Source organism: Desulfosporosinus sp. FKA, assembly GCF_002196785.1.
GTDB lineage: Bacteria > Bacillota > Desulfitobacteriia > Desulfitobacteriales > Desulfitobacteriaceae > Desulfosporosinus > Desulfosporosinus acididurans.
This window is the reverse complement of the sequence record NZ_NAHZ01000034.1, coordinates 47,750-69,678: the sequence shown is the minus strand read 5'-3', so window position 1 is coordinate 69,678 and position 21,929 is coordinate 47,750. Positions and strand designations below refer to the sequence as shown.

Below are 21,929 nucleotides of genomic sequence, written 5' to 3'. Positions count from 1 at the left end.
AAAAGATCACCCACTGGGTGATATAAAGCAAAAAAAATCCACTGTACAATTTTTGTATGGTGGATTTTTTGTTTGAGGAGGTGACGAAAATGAGTAAAATTATCGGCCTCGCGCCGCGAGAGGATTACCGGCTTGAGGTGCAGCTGGACAACGGCAGCAGCGTGACGCTGAATCTGGAGAGCAGGCTGGAGACAATCCGCTTCGGACAGCTTTCTGACAAAGAATTGTTCATGCGGGCCGTCACCGACGGCAACTTTATCAGCTGGGACAACAAGGTGGAGATTTCAATTAACGAGCTGTTTCAGCTGGCGCAAAAATGAACTGTGTTGTGCTACCACCGATGGTAGCCATATACGTCGGGACAACGAGATGGAAATATAAGTAAATAAAATTTTTAAGCTGGTACAGAAATAATTGTAAGGAGAAAATGGATATTTAGAATATAGGCAGAAATGCCTATTGCTACACAAGGAAATGATTGGAGACAAGATGAGTACGATAGTCAGGAAAATAAAATGGTTTTTCATCGAATATGTTTCATGGTGGTTTATAGGGCCTTTTCTTATGTTATGCAAATCTGAATTGAGGAACTATGATAATCTGCCCGCTGAACCCTTTATCATGGCTTTTAATCATGTAAGTTATTTGGATTGGTTCATCCTATATCCCTTCTTTAATAAGATTAAAAATAAAAGAATAATTTTCATTGGGAAAAAGAGACTTTTTGAACATCGCCTATTTAAACATTTTATGGAATATGCCAAGGTTATTTGTGTTGACCAGGAAAATGTGAATAGAGCGTTTTTTGTTCAGGTAAGGAAGATTTTAAAAGAAGGGAATATTTTGGGAATATTTCCGGAAGGAACGCGATCAGAGGATGGAAAGTTGATTAAAGGGCAGTCGGGGGTAACACGTCTGGCGCTAATGAATAAGGTTCCGGTTGTTCCAGTGGGGTTAAATGGATTTTATGAAATCCTGCCCAAGGGCAAAAAAATACCAAGAATCCATAAGTTGGTAATTGACATCGGGGAACCGATCTATCTTGATCAATACTATGGAAAAAAACTAGCGGAAAATGAAATTGAGTGCATTACGCGCCTAATTATGACGCAGATTGGCCAGTTGACCCATCAGGAATATAACTATTAGCTTTAATCATCTGGGGGGGACATGGATTTGAACCATTATTACATCGGAGTCGATGTTGGCTCTGTGAGTACGAACATCGTTTTAATGGACAGTAAGGACAATAAGAAACTCTCTGAGGCATTATATATCAGAACGAACGGACAGCCCTTGGAGAGTCTAAAAGAGGGATTTAGAATTCTCAAAGACAAGGGCTACCGCTCAAAGTATATTCTGGGGGTGGGTGTAACCGGAAGCGCGCGGGTATTAATTGGCAATATTATCGGTGCGGACTCCATCAAAAATGAAATTACAGCCCATGCTGTTGCGGCAGTCTGTTGTTATCCAAATGTAAAAACAGTGATTGAAATAGGCGGACAGGATTCCAAAATAATTATCCTACGCGATGGTGTTGTCGTGGATTTTGCCATGAATACAATTTGTGCGGCCGGAACGGGGTCCTTTTTAGATCAGCAAGCTTTTCGCTTGAATATTCCGATTGAAGAGTTTGGCGATTTTGCTTTAAAAGCGGCTGAACCGGTCCGCATTGCTGGACGGTGTACGGTATTTGCAGAAACGGATATGGTCCATAAACAACAGGAGGGGGCAACAAAAGAGCAAATTGTTGCCGGGCTGTGCGAGGCCTTAGCAAGGAATTATTTAAATAATGTAGCAAAGGGTAAACGTATTGAAGAGCCGGTACTCTTCCAGGGTGGTGTAGCCTTCAATACAGGAATCAGAAATGCCTTTGAAAAAGAATTGGGAGTTCAGCTTGTCATCCCCGATCACTTTAATGTTATGGGGGCCTTGGGAAGTGCGATTTTAGCGAAAGAAGCCACTTGCGAAACAAATAAACCAACCATCTTCAAAGGGTTCGATATTATGCAGAGAAACCATCAGCTCAAGAGAGTCGAGTGCCAGGATTGTTCCAACACCTGTGAACTTACGGAAGTAACCGTTGCAGGTGAGATTGTAGCAAAGTGGGGAGACAGATGTGGGAAATGGCAAAAATGATGAATTGTTAGCTTCGAAAATCATCGGTATTCCTCGGGGATTAAGTTATTATTTGGGCAATTTCACCTGGGAAGCGTTTTTTGAGATTCTTGGCTATCGGGTTGAATACTCTGAGGATTCTTCTGCAGAAACTTTCGAAGCTGGGAATCAGTTTGCGGGTAGTGATCAGTGCTTTCCAGTCAAAGTTTATTACGGGCATGTCGTTTCTTTATTGAAAAAAACGACGAATGTATATATTCCTCAGTATACCAGTTTGGAGCAAGGCACGTATTGCTGCCCAAAAGTCATCGGCTTGCCTCAGCTCATTAAAAATACGATCCCCCAGGAATTCAACTTAATAACAGCGGAGATTGACCTGGGAAGAGAACGATTTACCAAGCGTAATATAGCCTTATTGGCAAGGCAATTGAGTTGGAATCCTTTAAGAATCTCTAGAGCTGTAACTTATTTTGTTCAAAACAGAAAAAGACTTACTCTGGGAATCCCAGCGGCAGAAAAGGTTACTGGCCCTTGCCGGAACCAAGGAAAGAATGGGTTGATAGGTGTTGTCGCCCATCAATATGCTATACACGATTCCCTTCTTAATATGGGAATCATGAATCGACTTCGGGAATACGGTTTTGATTATGTTACATCTGAGCACTATCCCAGACCAGATTCGCCAACAAATTGCCCGGATTATTTTAACCGGAGAGCGCCGCATTGGGATTTTGGACAGAACATCCTGTATGCTGTTCAAGCCATGCTGCTGGATAAGAACATCCGGGGCATCATATTTATCACTTTTTTTGGCTGTGGTATTGACGCCTTTTTGGAAGAAATCTTCAAAGATCAACTTTGTGACCAAAAGCCCTATTTAGGCCTAACTTTAGACGAACATTCAGGAGAAGCTGGCTTGATGACCAGAATCGAAGCATTTTTAGATATGATGATTCGAAAAGAGGGAAATAACAAAAATGCAGGCTAAAATTACCTTTCCCCATGCCGGAGAGTATTATGTTGTGTTCAAGCATTTATTAGCCAACCTGGGATATGAAGTTGTCCTGCCTCCGCCGACCAGTCAGAAAACACTGGATATCGGGATCAAATTGGCTCCGGCTCAGGCTTGCCTGCCCTTTAAGATTACTTTGGGGAATTTAGTCGAGGGGATTGAAAATGGAGCCAATGTGGTTGGAATGATCGGCGGAAAAACTGGAATTTGCCGATTGGCGTATTATAGTGAAATGTATCAGAAAATTTTAGCCGATAATGGCTATCGCGTCGAGTTATTAGCGGTCAAAGCTAAAAAAGAATTCTGGCTGAATGTCAAAAAGCATCATCCGGAGCTGACACTTCACCAATTTATGAAGACTATCAGGGGATTCTGGAGAAGATTGGTTATCTTTGAATTGATTAGAGAAAGGTCGTTGGAAATTCGGCCCTATGAAATCAACAGAGGCGATTGTACCAGAATGAAACGGAGATTCCTCCGCAAATTAGAGCAAACCACCGATTCTTACGGGTTGAAAGCACTCAAGCAGGAAATTAGCAAAGGCTTTGATGCTATCCCCATTGACAAGAATAGAAAGATCATCAAACTTGGTTTGGTCGGTGAATTTTTCCTGCTGATTGATCAATTTTCCACCATGAATATGGAGGAATTTCTTGGGAATAATGGTGTCTTGCTTAAGTACTCCTTAAGCTTTTCCGAATTCTTTGTGGGGTCTTTGAAGCAAAAAAGATTCCTGGATAACTATCTGCCAACCCATAATAACCAAGTCTATAAATTTGCCCAAAAGTATATCACCAGGCCAATTGGCGGGCACGGCAGAGAGTCTGTCGGTGAAGCAATTGTCTTTAAGCAAAAGGGTTATGATGGAGTTATCCACCTCTATCCTTTTTCTTGCATGCCTGAAGTTGTTGCGGGTTCAATTGTGCCTAAGGTCAGCGCTGATTGGGGGATTCCCATTTTAAGTATCTGTATGGATGAGCATACGGGGGAAGCAGGTTTTCAAACCCGGTTGGAAGCGTTTACAGATATGATCAAACGAAAAAAATACCCTTTTACTGCTAAAAATGAATAAGGAATACGTGGGGGTATCTCAATGATTTTACGGGTCTATCTCTTTTTTCTATGCGTGATTATCATTATTTTCGCTATTGCCTATGTTAAGAAGAGCAGAGAGACAGTCTTACGAGTGGCTTCATTTTTTGGTATTTTGAATGTTTTTTGTCTTGCTTCCATCCTGGGCATTGGCGCCATTTTTGCCTTAGTTTCTCTAATTCTTCTTTTAGGCATTTATGAGTTGGCCAAGAATTACAAACTTAAGTACCCCATAATCTTTGCTATAGCCGTAGCGGGATGCTATTTGTTGATGCTATATTTTGATTCATCTCTGATCTATTTTATACCCGCATTCCTTCTGTTGGCGGCTTTGACCTTCGCCGGGACGTTAAATATGATCAGCAATCCTTTCTACGTCTATTTTTTAGGGGTATTGTCCCTGGCTGTTTCCGCTGCAAGTTTGGTGGTCCTATACTCAATAAATCCTGATACGATTTGGTTTCTAATCGCTATGCTGGCCTTTAACGATGTGACAGGATATTTCGCAGGCAGAAAATTTGGCAAAACTTTGATCTTTAAAATTCTAAGTCCCAACAAAACGCTTGAAGGTTATATTGGAGGATTGGGAGGGTTGCTGGCAGGTCTCATTCTGTTTCATACTATCATCCCTGTTTTAGCCGAAACGTCACTATTACAAAATTTAATTCTGCTTAGTTCCATTTTTATTTTTGGGAATGCCGGCGATTTATTGTTTTCTAAGATTAAACGAAGTGTGGGAATAAAAGATTTCAGCAATTTTCTGCCAGGACATGGCGGTATTCTTGACAGGTTTGACAGTACTTTAACAGTCTCTCCGCTGCTGTTCATGTTTTTATACTCCATGAAATAGAGGGAGGCTAGTTACAACGTGAAAAGCACTTTAATATTCAAGAGAAATACAATCTATTTCTTTACTTCGTTTATTTGGACGGCAACCTTAAGTGTTTTACCACAAATTTATTTCATGGCTAATTACCCTGAACATAAGAATACCTTCCTAAGCTTATTTCTGTTGTTAGGAACCTTGGCTTCCATTGCGGGAATTCTTACCTCCCAGAACGATAAGTTCTTTTCCGCTATGATCGCTCCTGCGTGCCGCAGAAACCGCTTAACTATTTGCTGTACTTTGACGATGGCTGCATCCTTCTCTGGACTTCTTTGGCTAAAAAATTTGAGCTTCTATTTTGCCTGCTTTATATTAATGAAATTTGTTTCGAATTTATTTTATAACTGCATTGACCGATTTTTTGTTTCAGAATCCGATCGGGAACAGTTGGAAATTCATGTCCGCTCCAATCTTTTTTTTCAACTGCTGGGCATTATGTTTGCCCCGCTTTATTTCTCGTTCTTCGCTGCCCAAACAATGCAGACTATTGTCTTAATATGGATAATTGCCCTGTTAAGTATAATTTTTATTGTCGAAAATCCGAAAGAAAACAGTCCTGATTTTAGAGAAAACGAGCGGTCGTTTCCCCAAATAAAGTTTACATTTTGTGATCAGTTATTTGCTGCCTATTCAGCCTTAATCTTGACTGCCGTAACCATGCTGATTTCCATGATGATCTATATTTTAAAAGATTATTATCAATTCAATAACCCAACGGCAAAAGGAGGAACGATTATTGGAGTTATCAGTATCTTTGCAGTGATCACAGTCTTAATGTCCGGTTTTTTTGCAAAGCGACAAATCAAGACGAAAAACAACCCAAAGTTTTCTGCTAAACCAAACGGTATCGCCATTTTTATCTTGATCCTGATCATATTGGTTTTTTATCTGAAAATTTCTAGGTCTTATTCTATTCTGCTTTGTTTGTGTTCTTGTGCCGGAATTTCCTATGGGATATTTCTCTTCTGTACCAGAAGTTATGCCAGCAGCGCCTCTGAAAATACGGGATTGATCTCCATCTACAACAACCTGCCTAACTATGCCTCGTTGGCGTGCTACCTGCTGACTCTTTCGCTATCGCTGACAGCCAAAACTCATGGACTTGATTTCAGTAAGTTAATGCTGGGTATTATTTTAACTTTCTTTGTGCTGGCCTTTATAACGTTGTATTTAATGACTATGAAAAACAAAATCTTTCGTAAAAAAGGAAGAGTTGGACTTGAATAAAGGCTTTACATTTTCTACCATATAAAGCGGAGTCAAAAACAAATTTTAAGATTACGGAGGGGTTGGTGTTGAATAGAAAATTTGTTTATCTAAAGTACCTGAATATCCCCAATACCATGACCGGATGCTCACTGGCCATTGGCTTTATTACCTTGACGCTAGTTTTTGAGCATGAGCTAAAGATAGCCTTTACTCTCTATGTATTGACCCTATTACTGGACCGGCTTGATGGGATTGTCGCCCGGAAATTCGGAATGGAAACAGACTTCGGCAAACAATTGGACAGTCTGGCAGACTTTTTTAACTTTTGTATCGTGCCTGCGGTTATCGCATATTTTATGGGGTTGAATTCCGTATTATCGGTGCTGATTCTGATTGCCTATATTCTTTCAGGTGTATGCAGGCTGGCCCATTTCAATCTGGATGGGATGGAAGAAATTGATGGCAAAAAGTATTTTTCAGGGATTCCCACTACGCTTGCAGCGAGCTGGTTTTTGCTGATCGTTTCTTTGCATGAAATATTCAATCTGCTGCATTTTCGTTATGTATTGCTCCTGTTTCTTGGCGTTTTAGCCGTTTTAATGATTGCCCCTTTGAAGTGCAACAAAAATGGATTGCTTGTTAAGTCCTTATACTTGTTGATTCCAACGGCTGTTGTTTTTTTGTGGGTATTTTAGCAAGATATTTGTGTCAAATGTTGTTCATTTGTAAATTGTGATGAATTGAAATGGGGTGACGGGACAAGAAGTATGCTTTATAGAGAAATGGGTAAAACAGGCGATAAGGTTTCAATTCTAGGTTTTGGCTGCATGCGTTTTCAGGAAATAAACGGCAGAATCAATGCGCAGCGAACGGAAAGGCAGCTTCTTCAGGCGATTGACAGTGGTGTTAACTATTTTGATACAGCCTATGTCTATCATGGCGGGAAAAGTGAAAGCTTCTTAGGAGAGGTTTTTTCAATGGGGATAAGGAATAAAGTGAAAATCGCCACCAAGCTGCCTACGTATATGATCCAGTCCAGGAGAGGGATGGAAGAGGTTTTGGAAACGCAGTTGAAAAGGCTTAAGACCGATCGAATCGACTATTACCTCCTGCATATGCTTACGGATTTCGCGTCCTGGAAAACGATGAAAAGCCTTGGTATTCTGGATTTTTTGCAAAAAGCACAGAGGGACGGCAAGATCATTCACACAGGTTTTTCGTTTCATGGCGACAGAGAAAATTTTAAGCTGATTGTCGATGACTATGACTGGGACATGTGTCAAATTCAGTACAATTATCTTGACGAATATTACCAGGCGGGAACTGAAGGCCTTAAGTATGCAGCTTCCAAAGGTCTGGGTGTCGTTGTCATGGAGCCGCTCCGAGGAGGGAGATTAGTGGGCAGGATTCCTGAGGAGGTTGAAAAAGTCTGGAGTAGGACCGAAAAACAGAGGACACCTGCCGAATGGGCCTTGCGCTGGGTTTGGGATCATCCTGAGGTAACAATGCTGTTGTCAGGGATGAACGAAGAAGCACATATCAGTGAAAATATTCGAATAGCAGGGGAGGCTTATCCGAATTCCTTGCCAAAGGAAGAATTGGCTGTCGTGGACAGAGTTAAGGAAGTTTATCAAAACCTGTTAAAAGTTGGCTGCACAGGCTGCAGATATTGCATGCCCTGTCCGTCAGGCGTCGATATTCCAAACTGTCTGGGTATTTATAATGATAAGCATCTTTTTCAGACTAAACGGACGAAAATCCATTATTTTCTCATGACAAGCGGTTTAGTCGGAGGTGTACCTACCTATGCCTCACGATGTATCGGTTGTGGAAAGTGTGAGAAAGTTTGTCCACAGCATCTAGAGATCCGGAGGTACTTGAAAGACGTTGCAAGGACGATGGAATACCCGGCAATGAAGCAGTTGACAGGGCTTATTCATTGGGGTATCAAGGGATTTGATTTATTAAAGAAGAGGAAGGATTCTTCTATTGATTCTTAAATTTTAAGCGTTATTTAGATATATCTGACATGAAACGGCTAGCGCGTAGTTTTTTCGCGCTATGTTTTTTGCTGGCACGATACAAGAAGGCTAAGAGCAAGCTTAGGAAGATTAAGGAATTGCCTCAGGCCATGCCTCATCGCGTCCTGAAAAATGCTATTTCCGATTCAATATTATGTAATTTATGACCCTTCTTTGAATTGTTCTCATTTCTTTATTCGTTGTATTGTATTCAGAATAAATTCTTCAGGTCTTAGTAACTTCGAATTAATACCCCAACTATCGATTATGATATTATTCTCTCGTTCATTTAGAATAGCATTCATTGCTGTTACTACTTCATCTTTTTCAAACATGGGGCGTACATTGTTTGGTTTATTATCACCTTCCATTAAATTGGTAGGGAGGTAATCTAATTCGTTATCTGAGAATTCATTAAATAATAACTTTAAATAGATTTAAAAACTACATATAGTGTTCGAATTTGTGTGATTAATGAACCAGAATGTTTTTTGACTTTCTGGTTTATTATTTTCGAATATTATCATTTGCAGAAGGAATATTTAGGAACATGTTGAACTCTAGATGAAGGAAATTTATGGCATCTTGAGCAATTGTTTCAAGGATTGAATATTACCGTTATATTCCCTTCTATATTAACCCTCTATTTCATTGCCCTAATGGCAACAAAACTACTTTCTAAGAATAACACTGTTAAGATATGAAGTTTGTGGAGAGTTAGAGTAAAATACTATCCTCTTTATGGAAAGACCGAATAGAGGTGAGGCCGAAGTGGGAAAAATGAAGGTTTTAATCTTTGGAGGAACGGGTTTTGTTGGAAGAAACCTAACTGTGGAATTACATGCGAATGGATACCAGGTCTACGTAGTAACAAGGAATCCTTCCAAATCCACAAATACCTTAGAACATGGGGTTAAGGTCATTAAATGGGACAATCATTCCCCTCTAACTTCTATGACTCAGCTACCTGAAATTGACGTAGTAATTAACTTAGCGGGCGAGTCAATTGGCAATCGCCGATGGTCTAAGTCAATTAAGCAGGAAATACTAGAGAGTAGGATTAGAACTACTGAAGCCATTGTAACAGCCATAAATAATCGTGCCATTCAACCAAAACTTTTAATCAATGCTTCAGCCATTGGTTATTATGGAGACCGTCAGGATGAAGAGATAACTGAGCCTGAAAAAGCAGGCGAAGACTTTCTAGCTCACGTTTGCCGAGCTTGGGAAAACGAGGCAAACAAGGTTCAAAGTGATATAACTAGAGTTGTAACTTTACGGATTGGCGTAGTCCTAGGAAGCGAGGGCGCTCTTAACAGAATGGCAATGCCCTTTAAGTTTTACTTGGGTGGCCCGTTGGGTAAGGGAAATCAATGGATTTCTTGGATACACATTCAGGATTTAAAAAGTATGATGAGGTTCATAATCGAACATCAAGAGCTAACAGGTCCTGTAAACGCAACAACGCCATACCCTATGCGAATGAGAGATTTCAATGAGATTTTAGGTGAGGTTTTAAAGAGACCGTCTTGGTTGCCGATGCCTGAGTTTTTATTGAGAATAGTATTAGGACAAATGGCGGATATGTTATTACACGGACAACGGGTTATCCCGAAGAAACTTCTTAACACTGGCTTTGAATTCAAGTTTCCGAAGTTAAGGTCTGCACTAGAGAATGCTATGGGGAATAAATGAACATGTCACATCATTCGTCGGGGTCATCGTGTACTGGTGATTTATCATTGGTCAGGCCATCAGAGTTCAAGCTTGAAGAACCTTTAACCTATATCTGAGCATTTTTACGAAGGTAATACAGGGTTTTAAGTTTATCGCTGTAATTTCGGATGGAGGGAGTGTCAATGATGGGTGGGAATCCAATAACATTTGATTATACTCTCGTTTTGCATTTGCATTTGCTTTTGAGTCTTGGGTTATTTGCATTCGTTGTTGCGTTTGTTGTTTATTTTATGGTTAGTACTTTGCGGTTTTTCAAACGTAAAACCCAAAATGATAAAGAACTGCTAGTTAAGCTGGACGAACTAATCAAGTTGCAAACGCATCAATCTGAAAAACCTTCTGCTAAGTTGTAAGGGGTGTGATAAGTAGACTGACTTGCTTGACCCACTTGTCAAAGGCAGAGGCGCCTAAATCATATTCCCGGATTATTTCTGCCCTGGGTTTACCATTAAGATAAAGCTGAACCATTTGATTTTTAAATTCGTCAGTAAAAAGAGCTAGACATGTTAAACCGATCTCGTGAATAACATTGAGGCTGAACAAATACCATTGGAGCTTCCCCTTTACAAGGTTGGTCTAAAGATGAACTGGAATCCTGTAATTATTTCTACGATTTAAAGAAAATATGTAAGAGAGTGCTCATCTATGGACGGGGTGAACAATGGCAATCGACAGGCTTACTAGTTTCGGAGCCTTTGGATTTATTAAATTCAATTTTAAATCCAGACTTTTCCGACGCACATGTAATTGGAAAGGGATACTCCATATGAATCTTGGCCTATTTGGGTTTATTTTGAACAGGAGATTGAAGTGTGGAAAGAATACCCAGAGGACTGATTGTAGACCATGTTGAACTTGTCGCGGGCAACCCAGAATAGTTTGAGTAGCGAAGTTCTTATACGAAGGAGAGGGCATTTTGCTAAAACCAATAATCATTGGTCTAGGGATATTTATATTAGGCTGGTTTCCCTAATTTCGGTTATTCTTTTACCCACAAATACAAATACCCTCCCTCTTATTTTGCAAACATTTGACCATTTGGAGGTTCAATATGGGTGCGATGACCTCTTTTCTTAAAGATAAAAGCTGGATTATAAGAATAATCGTCACATGCCTCATTTTATTTATTAATTGGTTTGGCCAATGGGGATTTACAAGCATCAAAGCGACTGATGCTATTGAAATTCAAAAAATAATTTTAGATTCCGTCAAAATGGGGCAAACAGCAATTATCCTTCCAGAACCTTACCGTTTAAATCCTAAAACCCGTATTCCAGACGAAGTTATTAGAAAAACGAACGAGGATATTGAAGGAAAGCTTTCTAGGTTCTACATCCCCAATTCGCAAATATTAAAGAAAATGGTTGGCCAATCAGAATCTTTATTAGATGCTCAGGAAACAGGTAACTATAGATTTTTAGACGGCGGGATTTCTAAATATAGAAATATCAAGATAAGTGGACATGGCAACATTGCTACTGTCAGTGCTGATATTTGGGTTTGGGACAAAGTATTAATTAACAACGTTATTGCCCACCCCGAAATTGGATTGCATTATCAGTTTTCTGTGGTTCGAATAGGGGAAACATGGGCAATTAGTGACGATAGCTCAGATGTCATACCTGGCGAAGGGGCATAGATTCATTTACCGAATTGAATTTGATGGAGAACAGAATTGCTGAAGTGTAGGTAGAGGAGGTTCTTCGAAGAACTATCATACTTGAGCAAACATGTCACATCATTCTTATGTTGCGACGAATTCGTAGGATATTGTGTATTAAGAGGAGGGGAATCTATGAAGAAACTAATGGTTGGTTGTCATTGCTATAATTGTCCTGGTCCTAGCTGTTGTTCTTCTCCGTGGTATTGGAACTTATCCAAAAGAAGCGAAAGCCCCTTAGCCCAACATCGTGTTGCTTGTAAAGGGTACGCTTAGCCGAGCGGGAGACGCTCGCCCTTGACAATCAAGCCTCGATTGACTGCGTTAACATTCATCGTGGTCATCGGAAGCATCACACGAAAGTTCTTATCCGTTTCCATACTCTCAACGTTAAATTTTACTGTTGGGCTAGCATTAATATATTTTGCTTTTAGGATGTTTTTCAAGAAGACATGATAAGATTTTAATTCTAAAGGAGTGGGGAGAAATTGGTTCCATTACCTCTGATGGTCTTCATCTCAGTCTTGCAGGATGGTCAGTTAGTCTCATAGTAATGGTTATATTGTCGTAGATATATTCGCAATTCTTGCTTATACTCAGACGAATTAGGTTGAAAAAATAGAAGTACACCCCAGTGTTTGCTTATCGATTTTTATTGGGGGAATTGAAGTTGAAAAAATTATATATTTTTTTCATGTGTATAATGTTATTATCAATTACTGGTTGTTCATATAAAAAAGAAATAGTTAATCTGAATTATACTTTTAATGGAGAAAATGAATTTTGGTCTGCTGAATTTCAAGTAAAAGGGACAGGAATATCTAGACAAAATTTATTTGGTCAAATTAATTTTGATAGTAATTTGGCCAAAACATTAATAGTAACTTATAAAAAAGACATATCCAAATTATCTTCAGTTAAATATCTTGAAATATCATATTATGAAGAAGACAATCCTCTATTGAAAGGTAAAATGCTCATAGAAGATTATAATAATGGCTCTCATGCACGGAAAGCATATACTTTAAACTCACATACTACAGGCTCGGCAGTTGAGACTGGAAATTCTATAATAATAGTAACAATAAATATTGATAACAAAATACAAACGTTTAAATTAAAAAATGAACAATATGGTAAGGGGAATAGTATTAAGGCCGACAGAATAGTAGACCCATCAATTGCAGTACTACTCAGTAGTTAAATCCGTCCGCTCTAATCAGTGTTGGACGGACACTTATAGAACCAGGCGGAATTGTCACTCACTATACAAATTTCAACCTTTTAGAAGGCTTTTCCAATTTTAGCAATAGTATGTTATTTCGCTATGATTCGCAGTTAATATGGGATATAGTTGTAATTCCAAAAGTTGCTCTCGACAAAGATTTCTTGCTCCTGAAGGAGATGCTGCTAATGAAAGAGGATTCCATGGTGAATACAAGGCATCTAAGAAGATTAAGATTTATTGAAGCCGTTATATTAAATATTCCCTTTATCTTAGTGTTGTTTCTTTATTGTGTAATGCCAATCAATTTAGGGTTTTCGCAACGAATCACTACTAGTTTGGTTCTGGCTTTGGTTTTGTGGTCCATTAAATTTGGCAAATCGTTAAATAATCTTTTCTATTGCAGGATATTGCCATTTATGAAACCTCTATGGGAATACGAACAACAGAAATTGATTTCTGACAAAGGGATTAAACGAAGAAGGAAACAAAAATACGGTAATGCTTTGATAATTATTGGATTGATAATTATAATAATTTTTCCACTTCCAATGCCCCGACAGTTCAATTGGTACTCATTCAGTGGTTGCTTAATCGGTTTCAGACTGAATTAGATAGAAATAGTCTGGAACAGCAAAACGCGAAAATTTATTCGTTGACGAGACCGCCTCTCGATGTATCAGGAAACCATTTAATTTACGTTAAAGTAATCAAAAAAGGTGCGAGTTATTATGCACAATCTCACGGCGAAGCCTAATTTCCTTTTAGTTGAGCGACAGTTTATCATCAGAGATGATTCATATTGTGAGGAATTAACTGAATATTAACATATATCGGTAAGCGATTATCCTGCTTTCTTCTTTGTAGAACAAAATTTCAGTTATTCAAAAATATGAGCCATAATTTGGATAAGACTTGAAATCAAATAGAATAGTTTTGGAGTGTTAATTGTGAGCATTAATTACAAACGGATAGAACGTCCTCGTCAGCGTTCAAGTATTCGGCTGTTTTGGGGCAAGTTGTTTTTTACCTTTCGACGTTATGTACATTGGTATTTGAGCAGAACCACTAAATTTGCGTATAAATGCTCACCCTCCCCGCTTCAATACATTATTGCAAAACATCAAACACCACTTTATCGTCAGCTACGGGATGTAGACATGCGGCTACAGGAAAATAAAGTCGTTAATCTTAAATTGGCAACCACCAAACTACATGGTTTAATTCTTAAGCCGGGCGAGACTTTTTCATTGTGGCGACTTGTGGGTAAACCGACCAAGCGAAAAGGATATAAAGAAGGAATGGTACTTTCGAACGGTACATTTCAAGCTGGGATTGGAGGAGGACTTTGCCAGTTATCTAACCTAATTTATTGGATGACCTTGCATACCTCGTTAACAGTGACAGAGCGATGGCGACATACACATGATGTATTTCCCGATGTCAACCGTACCCAGCCTTTCGCAAGCGGTGCAACCATTGTATACAATTATGTTGACTTGCAAGTAAGAAACAATACTTCAGATGATTACCAATTGCTTGTGTGGCTGGATAAGACACATTTGCATGGAGAATGGCGTAGTAACCGAACTTGTGAGAAAAGGTATGAAGTTTATGAAAGCCATCACCAAATTAATCACGAGTGGTGGGGAGGGTATACCAGGAATAATATAATACGCCGTAAGGTTTATGACGGTAAAGAGAACCTAATAAACGATGAGTTTATAACAGAGAACCATGCCATCATGATGTATGAGCCGATGCTCCAAGAATGAATGATACCGTCTTCCAGTATGCTACCGATTATAATCGTGTTGTTAATGTCCTTATGGCTAACAGATATACTTATAGAGACTTATAGAGGAAACTAAATCTAATATCAAGAAAACTCTCATTTTTTATCCTTATATTGTTCACTGATGCGATGCCTTCACCTGTTATTTGTTCAAAAATAGGTGAAGGCTTATCTTTATTTTGGAATCACTCACAGCTTTCTATCTTTCCCAATACACTATTAAAGAATCTAAGATTGGGGGGAGTGACATTGAATGCCGTTGAGGTACATAACATCAATATGAAATATCAATCCCTGAACGGGGAAATTACGGCTCTTACAAACATCGGATTTTCTGTTCAGGATGGAGAATTTGTGAGCATTGTCGGTCCCAGCGGGTGTGGAAAATCAACACTCTTATCGATAATATCCGGCTTGCTCTCTCCGAGCTCAGGGACAGTGTGGCTGAGTGGAGAAAAGGTCACGGGGACCTCGAAAAAAATCGGCTATATGCTGCAAAAGGATCATCTTTTCAATTGGCGAACCATATGGCAAAATGTCATGCTTGGCTTGGAAATCCGCAAGGCTGTAACCCAGGAGGCCAAAGAGCGAGCTCGAATTCTTCTTAAAACCTACGGGCTCTATGAATTCAAAAATAGATACCCCGATCAGCTTTCCGGCGGGATGAGGCAGCGGGCGGCGCTGATCAGAACTCTAGTAACGGATCCGCAGATTCTGTTATTGGATGAAGCGTTTTCCGCCCTGGATTATCAGACTCGGCTCGCCGTCAATGATGATATTTATTCAATTATCAAAAAGGAAAATAGAACCGCTATTTTGGTTACCCACGATATTTCGGAAAGTATCAGCATGGCCGATCGGATTATTGTCCTCTCAAAAAGACCTGGAATGGTTAAGAACATCCATGAGATTAAGCTAAGCTGCAGCAACAGAACTCCATTAACTTGCCGGGAAGCCCCTGAATTTCGACACTATTTTCAGGAGATATGGAAGGAGCTGGATGTTCATGTTTGAAGATGAAGAAGAAAACATTCCTGCCATTTCCCAAGCCCTGAACATTTCTTTGGAACGTCAGGAATACTTACGTAAGGAGAGGTTTGGTAAAATCTCTGTTCGCATGACTCAGATTCTCCTTTTAGTTTTAGCCCTTGTCCTATGGGAAATTATGGCGGATGCAAAAATTATTGATTCTTTTATCACCAGCCAACCTTCAAGGATTGTAAAAACAATTGTCCAGTTATATAAGGAGGGGGTGCTTTTTTATCATATAGGAATTACCTGTCTGGAAACTATCGTCGGTTTTACTTTAGGCACACTCCTGGGAACATTTCTAGCTGTCATTCTATGGTGGTCAAAATTTATATCCAAAGTAGCTGAACCGTATCTGGTTATCCTCAACAGTTTACCTAAGATTGCTCTTGGTCCGGTGTTCCTCGTCTGGATCGGAGCGGGTCCGGCATCCATTATTGTCATGACTCTGGCGATCTCCCTTATTGTTACAATTTTAGAGGTTCTAAATGGTTTTTGGGGGGTTGATCAGGAAAAGATCAAACTGGTTCAAACCTTTGGCGGGAACAAATTTCAAGTTCTGACAAAAGTAGTGCTCCCCGCTTCCTTCCCCACCATAATTAATGCTTTAAAGATTAACGTTGGGTTGTCCTGGGTCGGGGTAATAGTGGGAGAGTTCCTGGTTTCCAAAGCTGGATTAGGTTACCTTATCATTTACGGCGGACAGGTTTTTAAGTTAGACCTGGTAATGACCAGCGTAATAATTCTGGGAGTAGCTGCAGCTATCATGTATCAGGGGGTGGTTTATCTTGAAAGACTGCTTGTAAAAAATAATGATCTCAACTATTAGTACATAAGTTTCTTTATAAAAAGGGAGGAGCCATTATGAAACGATTAATCATAGTTTTTAGTGTATTGCTTTTAGGGCTTTCTACTGTGATCTCCGGCTGTGGCACTCAAACCGGGCTTACAAAGGTCAAACTTTCTGAGGTGACTCATTCTGTTTTCTATGCTCCCCAATATGTTGCTATAACTCAGGGCTTTTTTAAGGAAGAAGGGTTGGATGTCGAACTGTCAAACGGTCAGGGAGCGGATAAGGTTATGACAGGGGTTCTATCTGGGGAAGAGGACATCGGTTTTGCCGGACCTGAAGCCAGCGTGTATGTCTATAATGAAGGCAAAGAAGATAATAGTGTTGTATTTGCTCAACTTACCAATGGAGATGGGACGTTCCTGATGGGCAGACAGCCTGATCCCGGTTTCAAATGGAGTGATCTGAAAGGGAAAACCATTATCGGCGGACGCAAGGGCGGAATGCCGGCCATTGTTCTTCAGTATGTTTTGGGTAAAACTGGTCTTACCCCGGGTCAAAATGTTACAATTGACACAACGATACAATTTGCGGCAACGGCTGGGGCCTTTCTGGGAGGCAAAGGGGATTATGTAATTATTTTCGAGCCCACAGCATCTGCAATGGAGAAAGAAGGCAAAGCCTTTATTGTAGCTTCTTTAGGCAAGGAGAGCGGCGAAGTTCCGTATACAGCCTATTTTTCCAGGAAGAGTTATATTGAGAAAAATCCGAATATCATCCAAAAATTCACAAACGCCATCTATAAGGGGCAAGTCTGGGTTGAAAAACATTCTCCTGAAGAGATCGCCAAGGCTATCAAGCCCCAATTCCCGGATGAGAATGAGGAGATTTTGACCAGTTCTATTAAACGATATAAAGAACAGAACACGTATAAGACAAATCCTGTTCTTCAGGAAAAGGATTTTTACCTCCTCCAGCAGATCATCAAGGATGCGGGAGAGCTTAAGCAGATTGCTCCTTATGAAAAAGTGGTCAATACTAAATTCGCCGAGACAGCAATCAAGAATATCAAATAAATTCTTTCCAGCAGGTATAAATTAATTTCTTGAAACTATAATTATCATTATGATTCAGATTTATTTCAGAACGAATATTTGAATATAAATGGTTCAGCCTTAATTGGCTGAGCCATTTATAAGATATCTGTTATTTTCGAGAGGATGATACGCTTTTCCTTGTCACCCTGCAATATACGCATAGCTAAGATTAAGCAGAAACAACCGTTATAATTGATCGTTATCTGAATTAGTGATAGGGGCTAGCTATTAAATCCCTGCTTCATATTGAAATAAATGCAGGTTCGTGTTAGACTCATAATTAGTAATATTTTGTCGATTTTCTAACATTTTCTGGTTTGTGAATTATTTAATTAATTCCGATTCTACAAAAAGGTGGTAGATAAATATAGCTAGAGACGTAAAAGTTAGTCTAATGCAAAAAAAACAAGGCTTAGCGACTATTGAACGCATTGCTAAGGAAATTGAAGGTATTTTAAACCAATATGACGATTGGAAAAGTGCTGTCAAGCCGCTAAGAGAAGCGATCGATCGAAATCTTGGCGACAACGAATTTCTTAGTCTATTTGATTTAGACGGGTTGGCTCTGGTTCACTCAAATCGTTTGAGAGAGGGTATTTACTTTAACAACGAGACGGAACTTCGGGGCGCGCGATGTACAGAACCGATTACTCAGATTTATCATCGCAACACTGGCGAAGTCCTGTTTGAAGTTGCCAGTCCAATCTTTGTTAAAGGCAAACATGCCTATGCTGTTCGCTTGGACATGCCTCTCAATAAGGGGCAACTCACGAAACAAGTGTATAGCGGCATGATTCCCACACTTTTTCTTGCAATAGCCTGGATAATTTACAGCTCCTTTTCACCAGCAGCCATTATTTCTTCTCTAATTGCTTTAGGGATTCACGCTTTTTACAGCTTTTGGTTTAAAAACAAACTGGCAACTGCTCTTCAAGAAACATTCAAGGTCACAAAATCCATTGCCAAAGGAAATTTGAAATCCAGAGCTGAAGCTCATTCGGATGATGAATTAGGAAACTTATCATACGAGGTAAACAAAGTTTCCATCGGAATGACATCTATAATTACAGATCTCGCTTCTATTACCGAGAAAGCTCAGGCAATGAGTCACACTCAAGCAACTCACGTTAACGCGTTAGTTGAAAATCAAGAAACGTTTGCTGCCACATTAGAAGAGTTTAGCGCAGGAGCTGCTGAACAAATTCAGAGTATAAAGAAGTCTCAAGATGAAGTCGATGAAATTGAAGCTGCCGCCCAAAGTATCTTGGAAAGCACTCAGAAGGTTCTATCTCTAACGACGTCTGCCAAAGCTACAAGCCAACAAGGAACCTTAGCTGTCAAAGAAGCTGTTCAGGAGATGGAAGCCATTTATCAAGTCACTGAGCAAGCTAATGAATCGATCTTGAGTTTAGCGGATCAGGCGCAAAAGATTGGGGATATTATCTCAGTAATAAATGGGATCACGGCTCAGACAAATCTATTAGCTCTTAATGCTGCCATCGAAGCAGCCAGAGCTGGGGAACATGGTCGAGGTTTTGCCGTTGTCGCTGAGGAAGTCAGAAAACTCGCGGATAGTTCGGCACAGTCTTCGCAACAGATCATGCAGCTTATTTCCAATGTTCAGAAAATGGTCAACACAACGGTGACGAATATTAATCAAGGAATGGAGGTCGTGAATCACGGCAAAACTGTGATTGAACAAGCAGGAGATGCGATCAACTCACTTGATGAAGTGATTAACTCCACCTCTATAAAGGTGGAAGAAAATCTTTCAAATGCCGATCATTTATTAAATCGAAGTCAACTGCTAGCAGAAGCCCAGAGATTGGCTACTTCAATCGCCTCTCAATTTGCTGAGGGAGCAACTCAATCAGCGACTTCAGCTGAGCAGCAGATGATTTCAACACAAGAACTAGTTGCGATTGCTGCAGAATTGGCCAAAACCTCAGAGCATTTATATCAAGTAATTCAAAGGTTTGAAATTTAGAATTTTCTAGTAGACGCTTCCTTCATATTATAAATTTTCCGTTTAGGTGTCAAAATGGCCCATTAGCATTATATGGATACAATACAGTTGATTCTATACATTTTAAGTTCAAACTAACGTAAAGAGATGGCTGACCATTATCCTTAAAGATAAGTTGGTTAGACCGTCTTTTTTGTTACAGGATTGCAATTAATGAACTCTACGGAGCGTTGATTTAAAAAATCATAGTTATTGATTACAATTGATCCATGGGGGTAGTCGTTATGCAAAACGTTAAGGTCGGCAGCGTTATTCGAACATTGCGAATAGAAAAAGGAATGAGCCAAAGGCAGCTTGCAGACAAAATGAATATTAGTGACAAAACAATTTCCAAATGGGAACGCGGCCTTGGCTGCCCGGATATTTCACTGCTTGCAGAGCTGTCCAACCTACTTGAGGTTGACATTGGAACGTTATTAAGTGGTGATTTGGTTGCGAATAATTTCGTTGGAGGCAATATGAAAAAATCAAAGTATTATATCTGCACTGTGTGTAACAATATTTCGCTCTGTACAGGTAATGCTGAGATATCTTGCTGTGGCAGGAAATTGGAAGAACAAATCATGCAAAAGGCTGATGAAAGTAACAAGCTTTCTATCGAGGTAATTGAAGATAACTGGTTTATTACGAGTAATCACCCAATGAAAAAAGAGCATTACATTTCGTTTGTTGCCTTTGCAACAGGTGACCGTGTGCAAATTATCAAACAATATCCCGAATGGGATATGCAGCTGCGAGTTCCCAAACAGGAGCACGGAATGCTTATTTGGTATTGTATACAGCATGGATTATTTTATCAGTTGGTCTAAAGGAGATTTGAGCATGAAAGTAATTGTTTTTAACGGCAGCCCTGCAGCGGCAGGGAGTAATACAAATGTAATTGCCGAAGCTTTTTTAAACGGCGCAAGACGGGCAGGTGCTGAAACCGAAACTATATTTTTGATAAAGAAAAATATAGGGCATTGCCAAGGTTGTTTTTCGTGCTGGTTTAAAACTCCAGGAAAATGTGTTTTGCAAGATGATATGCAGGAACTGCTTGACTTATATAACTCTGCCGATCTTGTATGCTTTGCTACACCTATCTACACATGGAATATGACAGCTGCCCTTAAGAATTTTGTTGACCGCTTAGCGCCTTTAAAATGCCCTGTAATTGTAAGTAACCATGATAATTTTGATTTGGCTGACTCTGTCGCTAAAAATCAGCGGTTTATGGTCATCTCAAACTGCGGTTTTCCGGGCAACAATAATTTTGAAACAATGAAGGTTGTATTTGCATCTTGTAATCCTGTTTTGGAGATTTATAGAAACTGCGGCAAGCTGCTGAAAAGTAAGGATGAGAAAATTAGAAGTGTTGTAGACGATTATTTGAATTATGTTGAACAAGCAGGCTATGAAATGGTGAAGTACAATAACGTCACGTCAGATACAAAAGCAGGACTTCAAAAAGAGCTGATGACTATACCGAAATATGTGAAATATCTTGGAATGTAATATTGAATATTGAGTTAACAAAAACCGCCAGATTATGATCATCTGGCGGTTTTTGTTTTTTTGAATAGGTGTATTTTTCCTAATAGTTGTAGGTGCCCTTGAAAATTAGATTTGGAATTATATAATTAAATCATAATGCGGTAATATAATTCTTGGATTATATATAAGTTATATTTGTCGCTTCAAACTTTAACTAAACCTTCAGGGGGGGAGCTGAATTGAATTACCAATTGTTAAAGAGTGCTGCCCAAGAGGTTAGAGATGAATATCTGAGAGGAGAACTTGGAGACGAAAAATGTGAGATATTAGACAAATACCAATTGAAAAGCAACGCTAATCTTTACTGGGAACGGCGTCATGAGCACCATCCTGTTCAACAATATTTCAGTCATAAGTTTGCCAAAAAAGCATCTCCATTGGGAATGATCTTTCACATCTATAAGCTTTGCTATGCTAAAGTAAAGTATTTTGATAAAAACTGGAATGAGTTCGCTCCATGTATCTATAATTGGCAACGTGGATTGTTTGAGGAAACAAGACTGTCAGATATGGAGTTCATTAAACATTTGAGTTCAGGAATTATTCTTGATCTGAGAAATCTGGCCAAAATTAATCGATATGAAGAATTCGTGGCACTTTGTCATTACATTGAAGAACGCAAATTAAGCACGCCAATCATACCAAGAAAACTCACTGTGATGTAATTAGGCATTACGTTTTGCAATACCAATGGCTTTT

At 39.5% G+C, this 21,929-nt stretch carries 22 protein-coding genes; 21 read left to right on the top strand and 1 reads right to left on the bottom strand.

Annotated elements, in window-relative coordinates; genetic code table 11:
- Window positions 1–89: 89 nt before the first annotated feature.
- The 11 genes from B5771_RS21540 (at window position 90) to B5771_RS21490 (ending at window position 10,428) form a co-directional block, all read left to right on the top strand.
- Window positions 90–320 carry a DUF2442 domain-containing protein gene (locus tag B5771_RS21540; protein WP_088189370.1) on the top strand — a complete coding sequence of 77 codons (231 nt, stop codon included), beginning with the start codon at window positions 90–92 and terminating at the stop codon, window positions 318–320.
- A gap of 169 nt (window positions 321–489) precedes the next feature.
- Window positions 490–1,149: a lysophospholipid acyltransferase family protein gene (locus B5771_RS21535; protein WP_088189717.1), complete on the top strand. Its 660-nt coding sequence runs from the start codon at window positions 490–492 to the stop codon at window positions 1,147–1,149.
- Between the two features lie 27 nt (window positions 1,150–1,176).
- Window positions 1,177–2,139 (top strand): acyl-CoA dehydratase activase, encoded by a 963-nt coding sequence (locus B5771_RS21530; protein ID WP_207652729.1) that lies wholly within the window; start codon window positions 1,177–1,179, stop codon window positions 2,137–2,139.
- The gene (locus B5771_RS21525) at window positions 2,120–3,106 is read left to right on the top strand and encodes an acyl-CoA dehydratase activase-related protein (protein WP_088189368.1); all 987 of its coding nucleotides are present in this window, start codon (window positions 2,120–2,122) and stop codon (window positions 3,104–3,106) included. Before B5771_RS21530 ends, B5771_RS21525 begins: the two co-directional genes overlap by 20 nt.
- Window positions 3,096–4,202 (top strand): acyl-CoA dehydratase activase-related protein, encoded by a 1,107-nt coding sequence (locus B5771_RS21520; protein WP_088189367.1) that lies wholly within the window; start codon window positions 3,096–3,098, stop codon window positions 4,200–4,202. The genes B5771_RS21525 and B5771_RS21520 overlap by 11 nt, the downstream gene beginning before the upstream one ends.
- A gap of 21 nt (window positions 4,203–4,223) precedes the next feature.
- Complete coding sequence (locus B5771_RS21515; protein ID WP_088189366.1) at window positions 4,224–5,072, top strand: phosphatidate cytidylyltransferase; 849 nt, start codon at window positions 4,224–4,226, stop codon at window positions 5,070–5,072.
- Between the two features lie 18 nt (window positions 5,073–5,090).
- Window positions 5,091–6,335, top strand: a complete 1,245-nt coding sequence (locus B5771_RS21510; protein ID WP_088189365.1) for an MFS transporter — start codon at window positions 5,091–5,093, stop codon at window positions 6,333–6,335.
- 68 nt (window positions 6,336–6,403) lie between these two features.
- On the top strand, window positions 6,404–7,012 hold the full coding sequence (locus B5771_RS21505) for a CDP-alcohol phosphatidyltransferase family protein (protein WP_088189364.1): 609 nt from the start codon (window positions 6,404–6,406) through the stop codon (window positions 7,010–7,012).
- A 72-nt stretch (window positions 7,013–7,084) separates the two neighbouring features.
- Complete coding sequence (locus B5771_RS21500) at window positions 7,085–8,317, top strand: aldo/keto reductase (RefSeq protein ID WP_088189363.1); 1,233 nt, start codon at window positions 7,085–7,087, stop codon at window positions 8,315–8,317.
- Between the two features lie 801 nt (window positions 8,318–9,118).
- Entirely contained in the window at window positions 9,119–10,033 is a 915-nt protein-coding gene (locus B5771_RS21495) for a TIGR01777 family oxidoreductase (protein WP_088189716.1), read from the top strand.
- Between the two features lie 164 nt (window positions 10,034–10,197).
- Entirely contained in the window at window positions 10,198–10,428 is a 231-nt protein-coding gene (locus tag B5771_RS21490; protein WP_348982968.1) for a hypothetical protein, read from the top strand.
- Here the strand turns inward: B5771_RS21490 and B5771_RS24900 are convergent.
- Window positions 10,418–10,618 carry a transposase gene (locus B5771_RS24900; RefSeq protein ID WP_242966959.1) on the bottom strand — a complete coding sequence of 67 codons (201 nt, stop codon included), beginning with the start codon at window positions 10,616–10,618 and terminating at the stop codon, window positions 10,418–10,420. The genes B5771_RS21490 and B5771_RS24900 overlap by 11 nt on opposite strands.
- A gap of 508 nt (window positions 10,619–11,126) precedes the next feature.
- Here B5771_RS24900 and B5771_RS21480 point away from each other — a divergent pair.
- The 10 genes from B5771_RS21480 (at window position 11,127) to B5771_RS21425 (ending at window position 21,895) form a co-directional block, all read left to right on the top strand.
- On the top strand, window positions 11,127–11,714 hold the full coding sequence (locus tag B5771_RS21480) for a hypothetical protein (protein WP_088189362.1): 588 nt from the start codon (window positions 11,127–11,129) through the stop codon (window positions 11,712–11,714).
- A 691-nt stretch (window positions 11,715–12,405) separates the two neighbouring features.
- Window positions 12,406–12,939: a hypothetical protein gene (locus B5771_RS21470; protein ID WP_088189361.1), complete on the top strand. Its 534-nt coding sequence runs from the start codon at window positions 12,406–12,408 to the stop codon at window positions 12,937–12,939.
- A 977-nt stretch (window positions 12,940–13,916) separates the two neighbouring features.
- Window positions 13,917–14,735, top strand: a complete 819-nt coding sequence (locus B5771_RS21460) for a VanW family protein (protein WP_088189713.1) — start codon at window positions 13,917–13,919, stop codon at window positions 14,733–14,735.
- A gap of 299 nt (window positions 14,736–15,034) precedes the next feature.
- A complete protein-coding gene (locus tag B5771_RS21455; RefSeq protein ID WP_088189712.1) occupies window positions 15,035–15,769 on the top strand; it encodes an ABC transporter ATP-binding protein in 735 nt (244 codons plus the stop codon).
- Window positions 15,762–16,613, top strand: a complete 852-nt coding sequence (locus B5771_RS21450) for an ABC transporter permease (RefSeq protein ID WP_088189360.1) — start codon at window positions 15,762–15,764, stop codon at window positions 16,611–16,613. Before B5771_RS21455 ends, B5771_RS21450 begins: the two co-directional genes overlap by 8 nt.
- 35 nt (window positions 16,614–16,648) lie before the next feature.
- The gene (locus B5771_RS21445; RefSeq protein WP_088189359.1) at window positions 16,649–17,650 is read left to right on the top strand and encodes an ABC transporter substrate-binding protein; all 1,002 of its coding nucleotides are present in this window, start codon (window positions 16,649–16,651) and stop codon (window positions 17,648–17,650) included.
- Between the two features lie 415 nt (window positions 17,651–18,065).
- Window positions 18,066–19,658 (top strand): HAMP domain-containing methyl-accepting chemotaxis protein, encoded by a 1,593-nt coding sequence (locus tag B5771_RS21440; RefSeq protein ID WP_242966928.1) that lies wholly within the window; start codon window positions 18,066–18,068, stop codon window positions 19,656–19,658.
- A 263-nt stretch (window positions 19,659–19,921) separates the two neighbouring features.
- Window positions 19,922–20,506 (top strand): helix-turn-helix domain-containing protein, encoded by a 585-nt coding sequence (locus tag B5771_RS21435; protein ID WP_088189357.1) that lies wholly within the window; start codon window positions 19,922–19,924, stop codon window positions 20,504–20,506.
- Between the two features lie 13 nt (window positions 20,507–20,519).
- On the top strand, window positions 20,520–21,191 hold the full coding sequence (locus tag B5771_RS21430) for a flavodoxin family protein (protein ID WP_088189356.1): 672 nt from the start codon (window positions 20,520–20,522) through the stop codon (window positions 21,189–21,191).
- A 218-nt stretch (window positions 21,192–21,409) separates the two neighbouring features.
- Window positions 21,410–21,895 carry a hypothetical protein gene (locus tag B5771_RS21425; RefSeq protein ID WP_088189355.1) on the top strand — a complete coding sequence of 162 codons (486 nt, stop codon included), beginning with the start codon at window positions 21,410–21,412 and terminating at the stop codon, window positions 21,893–21,895.
- Window positions 21,896–21,929 lie beyond the last annotated feature (34 nt).

What these genes read in the sequence shown, in the direction of transcription:
- B5771_RS21540 (WP_088189370.1), top strand. Translation starts at nt 90, where the DNA reads ATGAGTAAAATTATCGGCCTCGCGCCGCGAGAGGATTACCGGCTTGAG.
- B5771_RS21535 (WP_088189717.1), top strand. Translation starts at nt 490, where the DNA reads ATGAGTACGATAGTCAGGAAAATAAAATGGTTTTTCATCGAATATGTT.
- B5771_RS21520 (WP_088189367.1), top strand. Translation starts at nt 3,096, where the DNA reads ATGCAGGCTAAAATTACCTTTCCCCATGCCGGAGAGTATTATGTTGTG.
- B5771_RS21515 (WP_088189366.1), top strand. Translation starts at nt 4,224, where the DNA reads ATGATTTTACGGGTCTATCTCTTTTTTCTATGCGTGATTATCATTATT.
- B5771_RS21500 (WP_088189363.1), top strand. Translation starts at nt 7,085, where the DNA reads ATGCTTTATAGAGAAATGGGTAAAACAGGCGATAAGGTTTCAATTCTA.
- B5771_RS21495 (WP_088189716.1), top strand. Translation starts at nt 9,119, where the DNA reads ATGAAGGTTTTAATCTTTGGAGGAACGGGTTTTGTTGGAAGAAACCTA.
- B5771_RS21490 (WP_348982968.1), top strand. Translation starts at nt 10,198, where the DNA reads ATGATGGGTGGGAATCCAATAACATTTGATTATACTCTCGTTTTGCAT.
- B5771_RS21480 (WP_088189362.1), top strand. Translation starts at nt 11,127, where the DNA reads ATGGGTGCGATGACCTCTTTTCTTAAAGATAAAAGCTGGATTATAAGA.
- B5771_RS21455 (WP_088189712.1), top strand. Translation starts at nt 15,035, where the DNA reads ATGAAATATCAATCCCTGAACGGGGAAATTACGGCTCTTACAAACATC.
- B5771_RS21450 (WP_088189360.1), top strand. Translation starts at nt 15,762, where the DNA reads ATGTTTGAAGATGAAGAAGAAAACATTCCTGCCATTTCCCAAGCCCTG.
- B5771_RS21445 (WP_088189359.1), top strand. Translation starts at nt 16,649, where the DNA reads ATGAAACGATTAATCATAGTTTTTAGTGTATTGCTTTTAGGGCTTTCT.
- B5771_RS21440 (WP_242966928.1), top strand. Translation starts at nt 18,066, where the DNA reads ATGCAAAAAAAACAAGGCTTAGCGACTATTGAACGCATTGCTAAGGAA.
- B5771_RS21435 (WP_088189357.1), top strand. Translation starts at nt 19,922, where the DNA reads ATGCAAAACGTTAAGGTCGGCAGCGTTATTCGAACATTGCGAATAGAA.
- B5771_RS21430 (WP_088189356.1), top strand. Translation starts at nt 20,520, where the DNA reads ATGAAAGTAATTGTTTTTAACGGCAGCCCTGCAGCGGCAGGGAGTAAT.